11 protein-coding genes are annotated in these 17,698 nt (G+C 49.4%); all 11 read left to right on the forward strand.

Annotation, left to right across the window (positions count from 1 at the left end; genetic code table 11):
- Positions 1–20 precede the first annotated feature (20 nt).
- The 11 genes from EPD17_RS08215 to EPD17_RS08265 all read left to right on the forward strand — a co-directional run bounded on the left by EPD17_RS08215 (position 21) and on the right by EPD17_RS08265 (position 17,632).
- On the forward strand, positions 21–1,631 hold the full coding sequence (locus tag EPD17_RS08215) for a carboxylesterase/lipase family protein (RefSeq protein ID WP_132053321.1): 1,611 nt from the start codon (positions 21–23) through the stop codon (positions 1,629–1,631).
- A gap of 281 nt (positions 1,632–1,912) precedes the next feature.
- Positions 1,913–2,806, forward strand: coding sequence for an aldo/keto reductase (locus EPD17_RS08220; RefSeq protein ID WP_132053323.1), 894 nt, complete (start codon positions 1,913–1,915; stop codon positions 2,804–2,806).
- Positions 2,807–3,039: 233 nt separating this feature from the next.
- On the forward strand, positions 3,040–4,575 hold the full coding sequence (locus tag EPD17_RS08225) for a sensor histidine kinase (protein WP_204743364.1): 1,536 nt from the start codon (positions 3,040–3,042) through the stop codon (positions 4,573–4,575).
- A 12-nt stretch (positions 4,576–4,587) separates the two neighbouring features.
- Positions 4,588–5,277, forward strand: coding sequence for a LytR/AlgR family response regulator transcription factor (locus EPD17_RS08230; RefSeq protein WP_132053325.1), 690 nt, complete (start codon positions 4,588–4,590; stop codon positions 5,275–5,277).
- Positions 5,278–5,481: 204 nt separating this feature from the next.
- Positions 5,482–6,207 carry a hypothetical protein gene (locus EPD17_RS08235; RefSeq protein WP_132053327.1) on the forward strand — a complete coding sequence of 242 codons (726 nt, stop codon included), beginning with the start codon at positions 5,482–5,484 and terminating at the stop codon, positions 6,205–6,207.
- Positions 6,208–6,331: 124 nt separating this feature from the next.
- On the forward strand, positions 6,332–7,072 hold the full coding sequence (locus EPD17_RS08240; protein ID WP_132053329.1) for a class I SAM-dependent methyltransferase: 741 nt from the start codon (positions 6,332–6,334) through the stop codon (positions 7,070–7,072).
- A gap of 243 nt (positions 7,073–7,315) precedes the next feature.
- Positions 7,316–9,055 (forward strand): tetratricopeptide repeat protein, encoded by a 1,740-nt coding sequence (locus tag EPD17_RS08245; protein WP_204743366.1) that lies wholly within the window; start codon positions 7,316–7,318, stop codon positions 9,053–9,055.
- 322 nt (positions 9,056–9,377) lie between these two features.
- Complete coding sequence (locus EPD17_RS08250; protein ID WP_132053331.1) at positions 9,378–11,882, forward strand: glutaminase family protein; 2,505 nt, start codon at positions 9,378–9,380, stop codon at positions 11,880–11,882.
- A 65-nt stretch (positions 11,883–11,947) separates the two neighbouring features.
- Positions 11,948–14,014, forward strand: a complete 2,067-nt coding sequence (locus tag EPD17_RS08255) for a beta-L-arabinofuranosidase domain-containing protein (RefSeq protein ID WP_240040776.1) — start codon at positions 11,948–11,950, stop codon at positions 14,012–14,014.
- A gap of 86 nt (positions 14,015–14,100) precedes the next feature.
- On the forward strand, positions 14,101–15,123 hold the full coding sequence (locus tag EPD17_RS08260; RefSeq protein ID WP_240040777.1) for a family 43 glycosylhydrolase: 1,023 nt from the start codon (positions 14,101–14,103) through the stop codon (positions 15,121–15,123).
- Between the two features lie 439 nt (positions 15,124–15,562).
- The gene (locus tag EPD17_RS08265) at positions 15,563–17,632 is read left to right on the forward strand and encodes a PAS domain-containing sensor histidine kinase (RefSeq protein ID WP_132053333.1); all 2,070 of its coding nucleotides are present in this window, start codon (positions 15,563–15,565) and stop codon (positions 17,630–17,632) included.
- The last annotated feature ends 66 nt before the right edge of the window (positions 17,633–17,698 follow it).

Raw genomic sequence — 17,698 nt, forward strand, 5'->3', positions numbered from 1 at the left:
GAACTTGTCAAATGATTGTTATGAAAAAAATCCTTGTTTCACTCCTCCTGCTTCCCTTAATTTTCCCGGCAATGGCACAAAGCAAAACGTCTGCACTACAGGTAAAAACGGCCAGCGGTGTGGTGGAAGGCACGCTGGAAAAAAGTGGCGTCCGCTCGTTTAAAGGCGTACCGTTTGCTGCGCCGCCGGTAGGCAACCTGCGCTGGCGTGAGCCGCAGCCTGTTGCGCCCTGGCAGGGCGTACGCAAGGCCACCCAGTTTGGTCCGCGGGCCATGCAGGCACCCATTTTTGGCGATATGGGTTTCCGCTCCAATGGCATGAGCGAAGACTGCCTGTACCTGAACGTGTGGGCGCCGCAACAAAAAGGCAAGGAACTCCTGCCCGTGCTGGTTTATTTCTATGGCGGTGGCTTTGTGGCCGGCGATGGATCGGAGCCGCGCTACGATGGTGAAAGCATGGCCACAAAAGGTATGGTTGCACTTACAGTAAACTACCGCCTGGGTGCTTTTGGTTTTATGGCCCACCCCGAGCTGAGCCAGGAAGCGGCGTATAAAGGTTCGGGAAATTATGGCCTGCTCGACCAGGCAGCGGCGCTGAAATGGGTGCAGCAAAATATTGCGGCCTTTGGCGGCGATCCCAAAAAAGTAACCATCGCCGGTGAATCGGCCGGTTCTATTTCGGTAAGTGCACAAATGGTTTCGCCCCTTTCGCGCCACCTCATTGCCGGTGCCATTGGCGAAAGCGGATCTATACTGGGTGCGCTGCCTGCGGTGGCGCTAAAAGAAGGCGAGGAGACCGGGGTCGCATTTGCGCAGGCGTTAAAAGCCAATTCGCTGGCAGCATTGCGGGCAGTACCTGCAGAGGCGCTTTTGCAGGCTTCTACGCAGTTTGGTCCCTTCCGGTTCAACCGCACCATTGATGGCTATTTTTTTACAGAAAATCCAATGCGCACTTTTGAAAAAGGCGAACAGGCAAAAGTGCCGCTGCTGGTGGGCTGGAACAGCGAGGAAATGAACTACCGCATGGTGATGGGCAACGAGGCGCTGACGAAGGAAAACTTTACAAAAGCAGTGCAAAAGCTGTATGCCGATAAAGCAGCTGAAGTGTTGCAAGTGTACAACCCGGCAACCGACGCCGATGTAGAGGCGGTGGCCACCGACCTGGCAGGCGACCGCTTTATTGCATACAGCACCTGGAAATGGGCCGACCTGCATGCGCAAACCGCGGCCAAGCCGGTGTACCGCTATCGCTACGAGCGGCCCCGCCCCGAGATGGTTCCCGAGATGGGTAATGCAGCTCCAGGCCTTGCCGGTGGCGTGCAGCGCAATGCAGCAGCTACACCACAGCCTGTCGCAAAAGGCGCGGTGCATTCGGCAGAAATAGAGTACGCTATGGGCAACCTCGCTACCAATAAAGTGTATGCCTGGAAAGCCGAAGATTATCAGGTGTCGAAAACCATGCAGGAGTATTTTGCCAATTTTATAAAAACCGGCAATCCAAACGGAAAGGGTTTGGCGCAATGGCCCGCTACCAATAGTGCCACGCCGGTGCCGGTGCTGCACATCGATGTAAACACACGGGTGGAGCCTGAGCAACACCGCGGCCGCTACTTATTTATGGATAAAAATTAAGGGCTTTTGTTTTTGACCTGTCGTTAGATAATTATTCAAGTAAAATGATACCGTAAGCTATTTTAAAAAGGGCACTGCACATAAATGCGGTGCCCTTTCTTTTATAAAACATTTATTGCTGCGCAAAGCACCGGACGATGAACGGAGCGTCGCAAGTAAAGCTGCATCTGGGCGCTGTTGCCGGTAAAAAAATATCTATGCTATTGCCACCTGGAGTTGCTGCGCCGCCGCCGATGGATAAAACTGTGGTATATTAGAACCCTCTGAATAAACAACATTGTATGCAGCAAGTTTTTTTAAGCGACGCGGGCCCAAAGGTTTCGCAGGCCGTGTATGGATTTTACCGGTGGAATGAAGTATCGAATGCACCCGCCACGATGGAACGGGTGGTAAACCTGTGCCTGGAGCTGGGCATTAACGGTTTTGACCACGCCGATATTTATGGCAACTATGGCTGCGAAGAAATGTTTGGCAACCTGATGGCGCAAGGCTCGTTTCGCCGCGAAGATGTGGTACTGTTTACCAAGTGCGGGCTGCGGGTACCGCACTCCAGCCAGCCTGATGTACGCATCAAACATTACGATTCATCGCGCAAGCACATCATACAAAGCGCCGAAGCATCGCTGCGCAAGTTGCGTACCGATTACATCGATATTTTTTTACTCAACCACCTCGACCCGCTGAGCAACCTTGAAGAAACGGCGCTGGCGTTGGAACAGCTGCGCAATTCGGGAAAAATTAAAAACATTGGGATCGTTAATTTCTCAGTGTTTCAGCACCAGTTGCTGGCGTCTTACCTCAACATACCTATTGTTACCAACCACATTGAACTGAACCTGCTGAACACTACGGCGCTGGACAACGGCCAGCTCGACTACATAAGGCAGCGCTACATGCGACCGCTGGCATCGGCGCCACTGGCAGGTGGCCGCATTGCCAACGGTGCCGACATACTGGCGCTGCATGTGCAGGATAAACTGCGGCAGGTAAGTGTGCGGTACAATTGCAGCATCGAATCCCTTGCGGTGGCATGGCTGGTAAAGCTGGGTGCCCTGCCACTGATCGGCACCATCGAAGAGCAACGCATCCGTCATATTGCAGAAGCTTTTGCCATTAAACTGGACCACCAGGATTGGTATGAATTGTATGCCGCTTCGCGAGGTGTGCCCAGTTGAGTTGCGCATCGGATCGCTGTTAATAACACGCGGCACTCCGGTTGGTATCGTTTCAGGAATGCGTAAAAATGTAACCGTCATATCGGGGCAGTAAACTGTTGTAAAAAAAATCGCTTCAGTGGTCTGAGGCCGTTGTGGTTTTTGCCGGATCCATCCCACAAACCGGCGTTCCCGTCACATTTTGTATACACAATAATTTGCTTCTGTAGATATTGCGCTAACATTTTTACGCTATGAAGTACAGAAACATCAAGTTGGACCGTTTCTCCGCCATTGAGTTGTGGGTGTTCTCCGCCATTTTTATCCTGATGGCCATCACGTTCATGGCGCCTGCATTTGATGAATTGCCACAGCATGCCTGGGCTCCCAATAGGGGCATGTTTGAGGCCGCAGGTGCGCCGTTTAATTATTACCAGCATTACCTGCTGCCCTGGCTCATACGCTACATTGTGCTGTTTGCAGCATTCATTGCCCTCAACTTTAAACTGGTGCCCGCAATCATCCGCGGCGAACGGGCTGGGGTGCATGCAGCATGGGCTGCAGTAATTTTGCTGGCTGTGGCGCTGGTGATCTTTTTTACAAATTACTACCTCAAGTTTTACCTGTTTTACACCATGACCAGCGAAAAGGCGGTGCAAAACAACTTGTGGCAATTGAGCTTTTTATACACCTTCCGGCTGCTGCTGTTGTTTGTAGGGTACACCATGCTGCGCTACACTGGGTTGAAGGTGTTTGGTCGCCTGCGCGAAAGCAATTTTAAATCGCGGTTTGTAAACCGCGAATGGATGATTGCCGCGGCGCTCTGGATCATCATGGCCATTTTTTTGGCAGCAACCCGGGTGATGGTATTGTTTCAATTGTGGGTGATTGCTGTGCCCTGTGCGCTGCTGTTTTATTACCTCGGTTTTAATGTGATTATACCAAAAGCGCTGCGCCGCAAAAAGCCCGTTCGCTTTTATATACTGTGCACTTTTGTACTTGGTTTTTTATGCTTTTTGCTACCGGGTTTGTTGCTGTCGGCAATGAGTGATGATGTGGAAACGGGCATGAGCATTGGCCTGTTTAATGGCTTTTTGCAATTCCTGATTGTGGGGCCCGCCGTGTGGATACTTTTTAAGCGTCAAATGAAAGGCAACGAAGAATTGTATGCACTGAAAACAGAGTTGGGACAATCGACTGCAAGCCTTGATTTTTTGCGGTCGCAGATCAACCCGCATTTCCTCTTCAATGCACTCAATACGCTGTATGGAACCGCCATACAGGAAGGCGCTGACCGTACCGGCGAAGGGGTGCAAAAACTGGGCGACATGATGCGGTTTATGCTGCTCGAAAACATGCAGGAAAAAATTGCACTGACCCGCGAAATTGAATACCTCGAAAACTATGTAAGCCTGCAGCGGCTGCGCACCGATGCCAGCCCCAGCATCCGCATTCAGGTGTCCATACCGGAAGAGATCAACCCCTTGGTGCAGATCGCGCCGATGCTCCTGATTCCTTTTATTGAGAATGCGTTCAAGCACGGCATTAGCCTGCGCGAAGAATCGTACATCAAAATTTCGCTGGAGCTAAAAGGTTCGGAACTTTACTTTGATGTGTACAACAGCAAACACCAGCGGCCGCAACACGACCCGGAAAAAACAAACAACGGAATTGGCCTAGTAAATGTGCGGCAGCGGCTGCAACTGTTGTATCCCAACCGCCACGAGTTGGTGGTGCGAGAAACACCCAATGATTTTTTTGTGCACCTCATTGTTAACTTAGGTAAATAATACAGCGGCAGTATGAAAGCAATTGTGGTAGACGATGAGCCGATGGCGTTGGAAGTGGTGCGGTCGCATGCATCGAAAGTGCCTTTCCTGGAATTGAAGGCTGCATTTGTTGATGCATTTCAAGCCTTGGAGTATTTACAAAAAGAAAACATTGATCTGATTTTTCTCGATATAAAAATGCCGGATATTTCAGGTATTGATTTTTACAACAGCCTCAATAAAAAGCCACTGCTGGTTTTTACAACTGCGTATAGCGATCATGCCGTTACTTCTTTTGAAATGGACGCTATTGATTACCTGCTGAAACCATTTTCGCTGGCCCGTTTTTTAAAGGCCTGCAACAAAGCATTTGAGTTGTACAACTTCCGCAATTCCGGCGAGATATCGGATCACCTGTACCTGAAAACGGGACAGGAGCAGGTAAAAGTAATGTATGATGAAATCCAATATTTGGAGGCTACGGGCAACTATGTAACTTTTGTGCTGAACGACCGCAAAGTGCTTTCCCGGAGCACTTTTGCAGAAGCCATCAACTGGCTGCCTGCACAGCGTTTTGTGCGCATTCACCGGTCGTTTTTGGTTGCTGTACCCAAGATTGAAAAGGCCGACCGCTTTTTGGTGACAGTGGGTAATGCAAAGCTGCCGGTGAGTGAAGCATACCATAAAAACCTGGTGCAGGCCCTGCAGCAGGCAAGGCAATAATTTGATTGTATAATAGACAGGGCTGCGGCAGTGAGCACACTGCCGCATTTTTTTATGCCTTGTAAAGGTTGTAGATATTGGATGACATTTACGAATGTTGCATAGTTGTATCTACGAATAGCGTTTCAAAAAAACAAGCAGGACATTCTAAATAAAACGAAACCAGCATATATTTAAAGTGGTGCTCCATTCTGTACCCAAAAAATGATGACGGTCGTTATCAAGAAAAAGAAAAATTCCTTTTACTTACTTTTCGGGATCATAGGTCTGTTGGCGGTTGTCATCGGCTTTTTTACAACTTATATCAAGCCTTCTTTTCAAGGTAGTCTGGCCATTCCTGTCGTCGTTCATGTTCATGCGGCCTTTGCATTTGGGTGGGTTTTTCTTTTTCTCCTGCAAACCCTTACCGTTAAATTCAGAAACTTCCGGTTGCACAAAACGCTGGGATATTTGGGGTTATTTATTGCACTTGGAATTGTGGCTACAATGCTGCCCACAGGCTTATTCCAAGTTAACAGGGATTTGTCCACAGGGTTAGGTGAAACAGCAGTTTCTCAAATTGTTGGCATTGCTACAACGGCATTAATTTTTGCAATGCTTGTAGGGGCAGGATTCGCGCAACGCAAAAATCTTAAAGTCCATAAGAGGCTGCTGTTGCTGGCTACGATTGTATTGCTTTGGCCCGCATGGTTTCGGTTTCGTCATTATTTTCCCTCCGTAACAAGGCCCGATATTTGGTTTGGCGTTGTACTTGCAGACAGCTTCATCATACTTTCCTGGGTTGTAGACAAACGCACTTATGGTAAAATTCACCCGGTGTTATTTTGGACTGGCTTGTTCATCATCGGCGAACATGCGGTGGAGGTACTTGCATTTGATGGTATTGTGTGGCGGCAAATAGGAAGGGCGATATATCAAAACCTTAGTTAGTTTTTTAATTTGCCAAACGGCCAACCTTGTTCGAGTAAACTTTTGAGGGCAGAGTAAGTAATCGATTGCGCAATTGTTTTTATTGCGATGTGCACAAATAGGCATGAGTTTAAATGAATCAATCATGAAAGACAATTTTTCCGTGCAGTCAGGCGAATATGCAAAGTACCGTCCGCTTTATCCCGAAGCGTTGTTTGCATACATTGAACAAACTGTGTCGCAAAAGCAGGCTGCATGGGATTGCGGCACTGGCAACGGGCAGGTGGCCCATGCCTTGTCCCAATTTTTTCAACACGTATCAGCCACCGACATCAGCCAGGCGCAGATTGACAATGCCGTGCAGGCACCCAACATTCACTACTCGTTACAGCCTGCAGAAAAGACAACTTTTTCGGATGGCTTTTTTGATGCGGTCGTGGTGGCGCAAGCCATTCACTGGTTCAACTTTCAGCAGTTTTATGCCGAGGTAAAACGAGTAGCGAAAGCGGACGCGATCCTGTTTGTAGTAGGCTATGGCATGCTAACCATTTCGGAACCTATCGACCGGGTTATTGATCATTTTTATACATCAGTCATCGGCGACTATTGGGACAAGGAGCGCCGGTATGTGGATGAACATTACCGCACCATTCCCTTTCCATTCACCGAGCTGCCCGCTCCACAGTTTGCAAACACCGTGCATTGGACGTTGAACCACTTGGTGGGCTATTTATCCACCTGGTCGGCAGTGCAACATTTTATCCGGCAAAACGGGTTTAACCCGGTAAATCAGTTACACCAAGAATTGCAGCAGCACTGGCCGGAAGAAACCATTTACGAAGTGCGCTTCCCCCTGTTGTTGCGGGTGGGTAAAATACATGGATAAGCATTAAAGTGCATGAAATGATCTAAGTGAAATACTGGCATGCTATAGTGCAGTTACCTTGATTTAAGAATCCATCTTACAATACCTTTTGTCAAAACAGCTTTCCTGTTTCCATGCCTTGCATTTATCTACAATAACATTTTGAGCCGGTAATTGCGGCATTACTCATCGTTTCAAATAAGACTGCTGCGGGGTAAAAATTATAGATAAAATGTGTTGTTTAGTACAGGTAAAATGTTGCACTTGAAAAAGCAACGCCAAGCCTTGCACCTGTACAATGCCATCCACATGAAAAGAGCCATAAAGCTGCTTTTAAATGTTGCAGCATGCATATTTTTTCTTTCCTGTAAACAGCAAGCCGGCAGTCCATCAGCCGCAACCATTGATGCACTTGCACTGAAAAAAGGTAACCTGGTTGCCTGCGGCCCAGAAAATCAGCAATTGGGTTTTGTCGCTTTTCCTATCTCCGGCGATGTATCGGAAAATGAAGCATTTAATTTGGGCTTAAAGCTATTGCACTCATTTGAGTACGATGCCGCAGAGCAGGTTTTTGCCCGCATCATTTACCGACAGCCGCAGTGTGCCATGGCATATTGGGGTGTGGCCATGAGCAACTTCCATCCGCTATGGGCACCACCCACCGAAGCGGAAATTACAAAGGGTGCTAAAGCGATCGCCATTGCCGCTGCGCTAAGGCGAAAGACCGCTAAAGAATCCGATTACATCAACGCCATTGCTGCATTTTACAACAATTGGGAAAACCTCGATCACAAAGCCCGTTGCATCAAATTTGAAACGGCCATGCAGCAGTTGCACCAGCGCTATCCGGATGATTTGGAGGCGGCCATATTTTATGCACTGGCCCTCAATGCTGCAGCAGATCCGGCCGACAAGTCGCTGTGGCGGCAAAAAAAAGCCGGTGCACTATTGCAGTCGCTGTACGCGAAAGCACCCAATCACCCGGGTGTGGTGCATTACCTCATTCATTCCTACGACTCTCCGGATCTGGCCCGTTTGGCATTGCCTGCAGCAAAGCGTTATGCGGCCTTGGCACCGTCATCGGCGCATGCGCTGCACATGCCCTCGCATATATTTACCCGCTTGGGTCATTGGCCGGAATCTATTGCATCCAATCTTGCTTCGGTTGACGCTGCGCAATGCTATGCAACCACCGCTGGATTGAAAGGGCATTGGGATGAAGAGTTGCATGGCATGGATTACCTGGTGTACGCCCACCTGCAGCGAGGCGACAATGCTTCTGCCCGCAAACAAATGAACTATTTGCTGGCAATGAAAGCAGTAACGCCAGTGAACTTTAAAGTGACATATGCATTTGCGGCTATACCGTCGCGTTATATGCTGGAAAATAAATTGTGGGCCCAAGCGGCTGCACTGGAAGTGCCAACAGGAATCTTTTCCTGGAACGAATATCCCTGGCAAAATGCCATCATTCATTTTACCCGCCTGCTGGGTTTGGTGCATACCGGAAACAGGAAGGGCGCCGAAGGGGAGTTGGCTGTTTTAGACCGCTTGCGCCAAACTTTGTTGCAACAAAAAGATGCTTACAAAGCCGGCCAAGTGGCCATTCAAATCAAAACCTCTGAAGCATGGTTGTACTGGCAGGTCGGGGAAATGGAAAAGTCATTGACTTCCATGCGCAATGCCGCAGAGATGGAAGAGGCAACAGAAAAGCACCCGGTTACGCCGGGTGAAGTGTTGCCTGCAAAAGAATTGTTGGCCGACATGCTGATGGAATTGAAACAATGGCCGCAGGCATTGGAGGCGTACGAGGCTAGTTTGGCAACACATCCCAACCGGTTCAATAGCGTATATGGTGCTGCAAAAGCTGCGGAACAAAGTGGCGATGTGCCGAAGGCAAGGCACTACTATCAGCTATTGAGCAACCTGTGTTCCGGCATAGCAACTGACCGGGAGGAAATAGTGGTGGCTAAACGGTTTTTGCAAACACATACCGCATCGTAGCTCCTGCAGATGAAGTAGAATAGGCCAAGTAGTTTTCAACGTTAGTCGTGCAGCACGTAAAAAACTGCTTTTCCTTGTTGGTAAACAATATTGTCGTCCATTTCAATATTGCTTTTCGTTTTTATGCTACTTGTTTTTTCACCTTCTCTTCCCTAAAAATAACCCGCGACAGGCTAAGTGCTTAAATACTTTAAATTGTGGTAACGAAGCAATGTGGATTTTCGCGTGACTGCACCTGTTGTGATGCAGGTCAGGCGGATAAATATTGCGGCTCCGAAATGGCATTGTCTTGAGCTAACGATTATAAACCTACGTTTTGAATATGAAACTTTATTTGCTGCTCGCCATGCTGGTGGCGCCTTGCATATGGCTGCAGGCACAGGTTACCCGGGCCCCGGCTTACCCGCTCATTACCCACGATCCTTATTTCAGCATATGGTCGAACAGCGATACGCTAACCGCAGCACCCACAAAACACTGGACCGGCACGCCGCATGCACTGATCGGGTTGGTAAAAGTGGACGGCACGGTGTACCGTTTCCTGGGAGCACTCGATCAGTCTTTTGAAACGGTGTTGCCTGCCTCCGATGAAAAGGATTACAACTTCGCATTTACGGAAACTGCCCCAGGCGCCGATTGGATGCAACCCCGCTTTGATGATGCTTCGTGGAAACGCAGCGCAGCACCGTTTGGCGATAATGCAGCACTTGCAAAAACCCATTGGCGCAGCGAAGATCTATGGGTACGCCGCAGTTTTCAACTGGACGAGTTGCCAACAACACCGATGTACTTAAAGCTCCACCACGATGACAACGTTGAGGTGTTTTTAAATGGCGCTTCCATTTATAAAAGAACGGGCTGGAACAGCAAATTTCAAATGCTGCCACTAAACGATTTGTTGCGCCAGCATTTGGTAAAAGGCAGCAACGTGCTGGCCATACATGTACGCAATACAGCGGGCGGCGCCTGGCTCGATGCAGGCATTGTTCGCGAACCGGATGCCGACCCCAATGCCGGCGTGCAGGTAGCGTTGCAAAAAAGCGTAACGATGAATGCCACGCAGACCATTTACAGCTTTGCTTGCGGTCCGGCTAATCTCACCCTTACATTTACATCTCCGCTCCTCATCAACGATCTGCAAACCATGGCGCGGCCTGTTTCTTATATCAGTGCCGCGGTGCAATCGGCCGATGGAAAACAACACGATATAACATTGTACCTCGGTGCTGCTACCGACATTGCTACAAACACACCGGCACAGGAAGTAATGGCTGCGCAATACAATGCAGGCGGGCTTTCCATCTTAAAGGCGGGTACTGTGGCACAGCCCGTTTTGCAGAAAAAGGGCGATGATTTGCGCATTGACTGGGGCCATTTATACGTGGCTGCAAAACAAGGCGCTGGCGTGAAGCAATCCATTTCGAATGCTACAAATCTGAGTGAGGTGTTTAACCAGCAGGCACAAACGAAAATGACGGGTAAGCGATTGATGCTGCACACCGTGCTACCGTTGGGAAATGTGGGCAACATGGCTAAAGAAGGACTTTTCCTGCTGGGTTACGACGATGAATATTCGGTTCAGTATTTTGGCCAAAACCTGCGGCCCTGGTGGCGGCTGAAAGGTGCCGCTACAATGGAAGGCCAACTGGCCGCGGCACTTGCCGATTACCCGGCCACGATTGCTAAATGCAAAGCATTGAACAACCAGTTGTACAGTGATGCAGTAAAAGCAGGTGGCGAAGATTATGCAAAGCTTTGTGTGCTGGCATACCGGCAAAGCATTGCAGCGCATAAACTGGTGCAAAGTCCACAGGGCGAATTGTTGTTTATGTCGAAGGAAAATTACAGCAACGGGTCCATCAATACGGTGGATGTTACGTACCCTTCGGCGCCGCTGTATCTCGCATACAATCCTGCACTGTTGAAAGGGATGCTCAATGGCATTTTTTACTACAGCGAAAGCGGCAAGTGGGCCAAACCTTTTGCGGCCCACGACCTCGGCACTTATCCATTGGCCAATGGCCAAACTTATGGCGAAGACATGCCGGTGGAAGAGTCGGGCAACATGATCATTTTAACGGCCGCAATAGCCAAAGCCGAAGGCAACGCAGCGTATGCCCAAAAGCACTGGGCTACACTCACCACCTGGGCAGAATACCTGGCAAAAGAAGGCTTCGATCCTGCCAACCAGTTATGCACCGATGATTTTGCAGGCCACCTGGCTCGCAACATCAACTTGTCGGTAAAAGCGATAGTGGCCATTGGTTGTTATGCACAGTTGGCCCGCCAACTGGGCTATCGGGATGTGGCAGAAAAGTATAGTGCACTGGCCGCAGATATGGTTAAGCGTTGGATGAAGATGGCCGATGAAGGCGATCACTACGCACTTGCTTTTGATGCAAGGGGCACATGGAGCCAGAAGTATAACTTGGTATGGGATAAAGTGTTAGGGTTGGGTCTATTTCCACAGTCGGTGTACGATAAGGAAATTGCCTTTTACCTGACCAAGCAGGAGCAATATGGCCTGCCGCTCGACAGCCGTAAAACATACACTAAATCCGACTGGATCATTTGGACAGCTACATTTGCTTCCAACCCCAAAGATTTCCAGGCGCTCCTACAGCCCGTGTATCGGTATGCCGCAGAAACTACGTCAAGGGTGCCGCTCAGCGACTGGCACGAAACCACCACCGGCAAAATGGTGGGCTTCCAGGCCCGCAGCGTAGTGGGTGGCTATTTCATGAAAGTATTGGAACAGCAAATGATGGCAAAAGCACCCGCACAACAAAAGAACAAACGTCCGGCAGTAACCAGCCCTGCACCCTGATCTTAAAGGAATGCACACCCGCTTGCAGCATTTTTTAAATAATTGTTCATCAAAAACATTTCGATTTGGCCAGCATTTTTCGTCCATCCGTTTGGAATAGTAAAGTAAAGATCACGCTGTTTGCAGCAGTCGTTGTTTTGTGCAATGCTACCGGTTATGCGCAAACGCAAACATCCGGTGGTGGTTATGTAGCGCCCAAATACACCGAGCTTCCTTTAGGTGCCATCAAGCCAAAAGGCTGGTTGCTGCACCAACTGCAGATCATGCGTGATGGCACCACTGGCCATTTAGATGAAGTGCATGCAAAAATTGCCAACGACAACGGTTGGCTCGGTGGCAAAGGCGATAATTGGGAAGAAACACCTTACTGGCTGGATGGCGCTGTGCCGCTGGCATACCTGCTTGATGATAAGGCCCTGCAGGCAAAAGTGCTGCGCTACATCAACTGGACGTTAGACAACCAGCGGCCTTCCGGTTATTTTGGCGCCCTTACAAAATGGGAGCGGGAAACCGGTGAAAAAATATCGGTGGCTACCAGCGATAAAGGCGACGACTGGTGGCCCAAAATGATAATGCTGAAAGTGCTGCAGCAATATTACACCGCTACCAACGATAAACGGGTTATTCCGTTCATGCAGCGTTATTTTAATTACCAGTTGCAAACGCTGCAGCAAACGCCCATCGGTAAATGGACCGAGTGGGCCCAATCAAGGGGAACGGAAAACATGCTGGTGGCGCAATGGCTTTATGGTATTACCAAAGACACGTCGCTGCTCCGGTTGGCTTCGGTGGTGCAGCAACAATCGTTTCCATGGAGCCAGTATTTTGCCGGCCGCGATTGGGTGATCAATGCTGCCGCGCAGCAAAACGGCGTGGCCTGGATGACGCGGCACGGTGTAAACGTGGCGATGGCCTTAAAAGATCCGCTGGTGCATTACCAGCGCACCGGCAAACCCGAATATTTAGCCACATTTAAAACCGGCTTCAATGACCTGATGACGTTGCACGGTTTGCCGTTTGGTATTTTTTCCGCCGATGAAGACCTTAATGGAAACGATCCCACGCAGGGCACAGAACTGTGCGCTATTGTAGAAGCGCAGTTTTCGCTGGAGCAGGCCGTGGGCATTACCGGCGATGTTCGGTACATGGATGCACTGGAGCGCATGACCTTTAATGCACTGCCGTCGCAAACCACCGATGATTACAACAACAAACAATATTTCCAGATTGCCAACCAGGTGCACATCAAAAAAGGCGTGTTCAATTTTTCGCTGCCGTTCAGCCGTGAGATGAATAATGTGCTGGGCATGCGCAGCGGCTACAGTTGCTGCCTCGCTAACATGCACCAAGGTTGGACCAAGTTTACCACGCATCTTTGGTATGGCACGCAAGGCAATGGTTTAGCGGCGCTGCATTACAGCCCCAGCACCGTGCAAGTAAAGCTTGGTGCTACGCAAACCGAAGTAACCATTAAAGAAACAACTGCATATCCTTTTGATGATGTCATCCATTTTGAAATAAACGCTAAAAGCCCGGTTGAGTTTCCGCTTGAACTTCGGGTACCATCTTGGTGTGCCGAAGCAACAGTGCTGCTCAACGGGCAGGAGCTGCAGCGAGAGCAAGGCGGTAAAATGATTACCATCAACCGACGTTGGAAAACCGGCGATAAGCTGACGCTGCAACTGCCCATGCAGGTAACCACTTCCAACTGGGGCCGCAACTCAAGGGCCGTGGAGCGGGGGCCGTTGGTTTATGCACTAAAACTGAACGAATTGTGGCAACAACAAACCGATGAAAAGGAAGGGCCTTATTTTACCGTGCACACAACCGATCCCTGGAACTATGGCCTGCTCGATTCATTGGTGAAAAACGCTGCAAATGCAATGCAGGTGCGCAAGGTAAAACCTGTGGATGAAAGCTTTGTTTGGAGCCTGGCACATGCACCCATCGAAATAACTGCCGCAGGCCGACGAATACCCGCCTGGCAAATAGTAAACGATGTAGCGCCACAGCCCGTTACAGCCCGTGATGGATTATTTATGGGGCCAACTGCGCCAGAGGTGGAAAAGATGACGCTGGTGCCCATTGGCTGTACCAAGGTGCGGATCGTTGCATTTCCGGTTGTGAAGTAAAATTGATTAGGAACTAACGGACACGGTAAAACGAAAAACTATTTGCGATTAAAATGGGCCTGATGTTATTTAAAAATAAGTGTATCATGTTGAAAGGTTGGATGCTGGCTGCCATAATGGTTTGTGCCTTTTGCTCGGGTTCGGTTGTAGCAGATGCGCAGCAGAGCGGCGCTACACTAACTTATCAAAATCCGGTATTCAACCACGATTTCCCTGACCCCAACCTGGTGAAGGCAAAAGACGGATATTACTATGCTTATTCCACCCAAGCCAATTGGCAAAAGGAGGGTTTTGGTGGCCGGTATGTTACGCCCATCCTTCGATCAAAAAACCTGGTGCAGTGGGAGGTTGTGGGCGATGCGCTGCAACAAAAACCATCGTGGAAAAAGGAGGGCGGCATCTGGGCACCCGATGCGGCAGTTTATAAAGGCAAATATTTCCTGTACTATTCTTTTTCCACCTGGGGCGATCCCAACCCGGGCATCGGCGTAGCTACTTCAAAAACACCGCAGGGCCCGTTTGCCGATCACGGCAAATTGTTCCTGAGTAAAGAAATTGGCGTGGATAATTCCATCGATGCTTTTTTATACGTCGATGGCAAGAAGCCCTACCTCATTTGGGGCAGCTTTCATGGTATTTATGCAGTGCCCCTTTCCAAAGACGGCATGCAGGTGGCCGGTGAAAAGTTCAAGCTGGCAGGCAACTCGTATGAAGGTTCGCTGATTTACAAACGCGATGGCTATTACTATTTTTTTGGTTCGGTGGGCACTTGCTGCGCCGGCGAAAAAAGTACGTACCGCGTAAAAGTGGGCCGCTCTAAAGATTTTAAAGGCCCGTACCTAGACAAGGATGGAAAGCCGTTATTGGAAGATGGCGGCACTTTGTTGTTGCAAAAAAATGAAGGCACCGAAGGCTTTATTGGGCCGGGTCATAACGGTGATATTATTACGGATAAAAGCGGCGTTACATGGATGCTCTATCACGGCTTTGATAAACGCGATCCGGTGCGGCGGGTAATGTTGCTCGACCGGGTTGACTGGGTGGATGGCTGGCCGCAAATGCAAGGCGCACAACCCACCACGGATGTGCAGGCCGGGCCGGATTTATAATCGCCACAATTGGCTCCGTTTCAAATAAGGTATAGTATTGGATTAAATACACATGCTTTTTGAATGGGTTGTTTTCCTGAAATATTGCAAAGATCAGTTTTGGCTCTTTAACTGCTCGCCGTTCTTTTTTGCTCCCGCAAAATGTATCAGGGTTGTGTTTATTAGGCCGTGCATTCACTCAGGCGATGACGCAATAACCGGTTATACAACCGCCACTGACTGGCCATATTGCGCATTAGTCTTTTGTATTTGATTTTTCTACCATTTATTCTTCCGTTTGCGCCTATTTTTCCTATTAAAAATTTCTTTTGGCCGCACGGCACACTACACTATCTTGAATGCCCAATCCTTTGGATTTCACTGAATTTTCGACAGCGTTTTGAAATATGCATTTCTGTTTACTTTTGGCATCAACCCTTAATTAATTTTTTGTACGGAAATGATCAATGAAATGCAGCCCAATGCCTTTTTGAGTGGCGGAGGAGTGATGGGAGAATTGGTCAGGGCAAAGGACTGGACAGGCACTGTTTTGGGGCATCCCCAAACCTGGCCGCAAAGCCTGCGAACGGCCGTGAGCATTGTGCTTAATTCAAGGTTTCCCATGTTTGTATGGTGGGGCAGCGACCTGGTTACCATTTACAACGACGCTTATATTCCCATTGCCGGCGAAAAGCATCCAACACTGCTGGGCAAACCCGGCCAGGTGGCCTGGGCCGAAATATGGAATGACCTGGCCCCGCTGGTGCACAAAGTTTTCAACGGCGTCTCTACCTGGTCCGAAGACCAGCCGTTGTACATCAACCGCTACGGCTATATCGAGGAAACTTATTTTACTTTTTCATACAGCCCTATAGTTAGCGACTCTGGTGCCGTGCAAGGCTTGTTTTGCGCCTGTATTGAAACCACCGACAAAGTGCTGGCAGCCCGCCGCATACAGGAAAGCGAACGCAACCTGCGCAATACCATTTTGCAATCGCCGGTGGCCATGTGCATCTTTAAAGGGCCATCTTATATCGTTGAAATTGCCAACAACCGCATGTACCAGCTTTGGGGCCGCGAAGCCGCTAAAATGCGGCACCAGCCTATATTTGAAGCCCTGCCCGAAGCAAAGAACCAAGGCCTTGAAGCCATGTTGCACCGGGTGTACACTTTGGGTGAAACCGTGGTGGCCAACGAGCGGCCGGTGACCCTGCCCCGCGAAAATTCGGTTGCAACTTCTTACCTCAATTTTGTGTATGAGCCTTTCCGCGATGGCGAGGGTAACATCTCCGGCATAATTGGTGTGGCTACTGATGTAACCGACCAGGTAGCTGCTCGTAAAAAAATTGAAGAAAGCGAACAGGAATTGCAGCAGCGAGTGTCCGAACGAACCCGCGAACTGGAAAGCCAGCGCAACCTGCTCGATAATATTTTGTCTAATTCATCCAACGGCATTTCCGTTACGGAAATGATCCGCGATGAAAGCGGTGCCGTGGTTGATGCCCGCACTATCTTGGCCAACGATGCAGCGGTAAAGTTTACCGGCCTGCCGCGGGAAATTTATCTGGTAAAAACCGCTGCGGAGCTCGATCCGAATATCATTTCTTCGGCGTATGGGCAAACCTGCCTGAACACACTGGCTACTGGCGAGCCGGCGCTGATTCAATACTTTTTGGAAGTAACCGGCAGGTGGCTGGAGCTGACCATATCAAAAATGGATGACGACCACCTGATCCATATTTTCACCGACATCACGCCGATCAAAGAAACACAGTTGCAACTGGAGCGAACGGTGGAAGACCTGAAGCAATCGAACGCCAACCTTGAAGAGTTTGCATACGTTGCTTCACACGATATGAAGGAGCCAATTAGGAAGATCAACTTCTTTTCCGACCGGCTTAAAAACGAACTGGAAGAATTGTTGTCCGACAATCAGGTGCGCCTTTTTGGGCGCCTCGAAAATGCGGCCCACCGCATGGGTACGTTGATCGACGACCTGCTGGCTTACTCGCAAACAACAAAAGGTGCCACCACACTGGAAACCATCGACCTGAATAAAAAGCTGGCCAGCGTGCTGGGCGACCTGGAGTTGGAAATTGAACAGCGGCAGGCCACCATTCGCTACGATCAATTGCCCATTATTGAAGGCAACAGCCGGCAGTTGCAACAACTGTTTCACAACCTTATTTCCAACGCCCTTAAATACAGCAAGGAAGGTCAGCCGCCGCAAATAAAAATTACCTGCCGGCAGGTAGTTGGCCGCGATGTACGCCGCGAATTATCGGCGGACGATAGCCGCCAACGTTATTATCACTTGGCGGTGCAGGACAATGGAATTGGTTTTGAGCAAAAAGATGCGGAGCGCATTTTCAACATCTTTACCCACCTGCATGGCAATGCGGAATACATGGGCACCGGCATCGGCCTGGCCATTGCCCGCAAAGTGGTGCATAACCATGGCGGCCATATTTGGGCCGATAGCGAGCCGGGCACAGGCACCACTTTTCATTTGCTGTTACTAGCAAGCTGATGCAATAGCTTCATCAAACATGGTAGGTTAAATAGCATGCAGCGGGCATGTTTGTTTAAGTACGGG

The sequence above is a fragment of the Pseudocnuella soli genome (assembly GCF_004347775.1).
Classification (GTDB): domain Bacteria; phylum Bacteroidota; class Bacteroidia; order Chitinophagales; family Chitinophagaceae; genus Flavisolibacter; species Flavisolibacter aquaticus.

Bases quoted from the DNA above. Each gene is read 5' to 3' on its own strand.
- EPD17_RS08220 (WP_132053323.1), top strand. From the start codon at position 1,913: ATGCAGCAAGTTTTTTTAAGCGACGCGGGCCCAAAGGTTTCGCAGGCC.
- EPD17_RS08215 (WP_132053321.1), top strand. From the start codon at position 21: ATGAAAAAAATCCTTGTTTCACTCCTCCTGCTTCCCTTAATTTTCCCG.
- EPD17_RS08265 (WP_132053333.1), top strand. From the start codon at position 15,563: ATGATCAATGAAATGCAGCCCAATGCCTTTTTGAGTGGCGGAGGAGTG.
- EPD17_RS08250 (WP_132053331.1), top strand. From the start codon at position 9,378: ATGAAACTTTATTTGCTGCTCGCCATGCTGGTGGCGCCTTGCATATGG.
- EPD17_RS08225 (WP_204743364.1), top strand. From the start codon at position 3,040: ATGAAGTACAGAAACATCAAGTTGGACCGTTTCTCCGCCATTGAGTTG.
- EPD17_RS08235 (WP_132053327.1), top strand. From the start codon at position 5,482: ATGATGACGGTCGTTATCAAGAAAAAGAAAAATTCCTTTTACTTACTT.
- EPD17_RS08240 (WP_132053329.1), top strand. From the start codon at position 6,332: ATGAAAGACAATTTTTCCGTGCAGTCAGGCGAATATGCAAAGTACCGT.
- EPD17_RS08230 (WP_132053325.1), top strand. From the start codon at position 4,588: ATGAAAGCAATTGTGGTAGACGATGAGCCGATGGCGTTGGAAGTGGTG.
- EPD17_RS08260 (WP_240040777.1), top strand. From the start codon at position 14,101: ATGTTGAAAGGTTGGATGCTGGCTGCCATAATGGTTTGTGCCTTTTGC.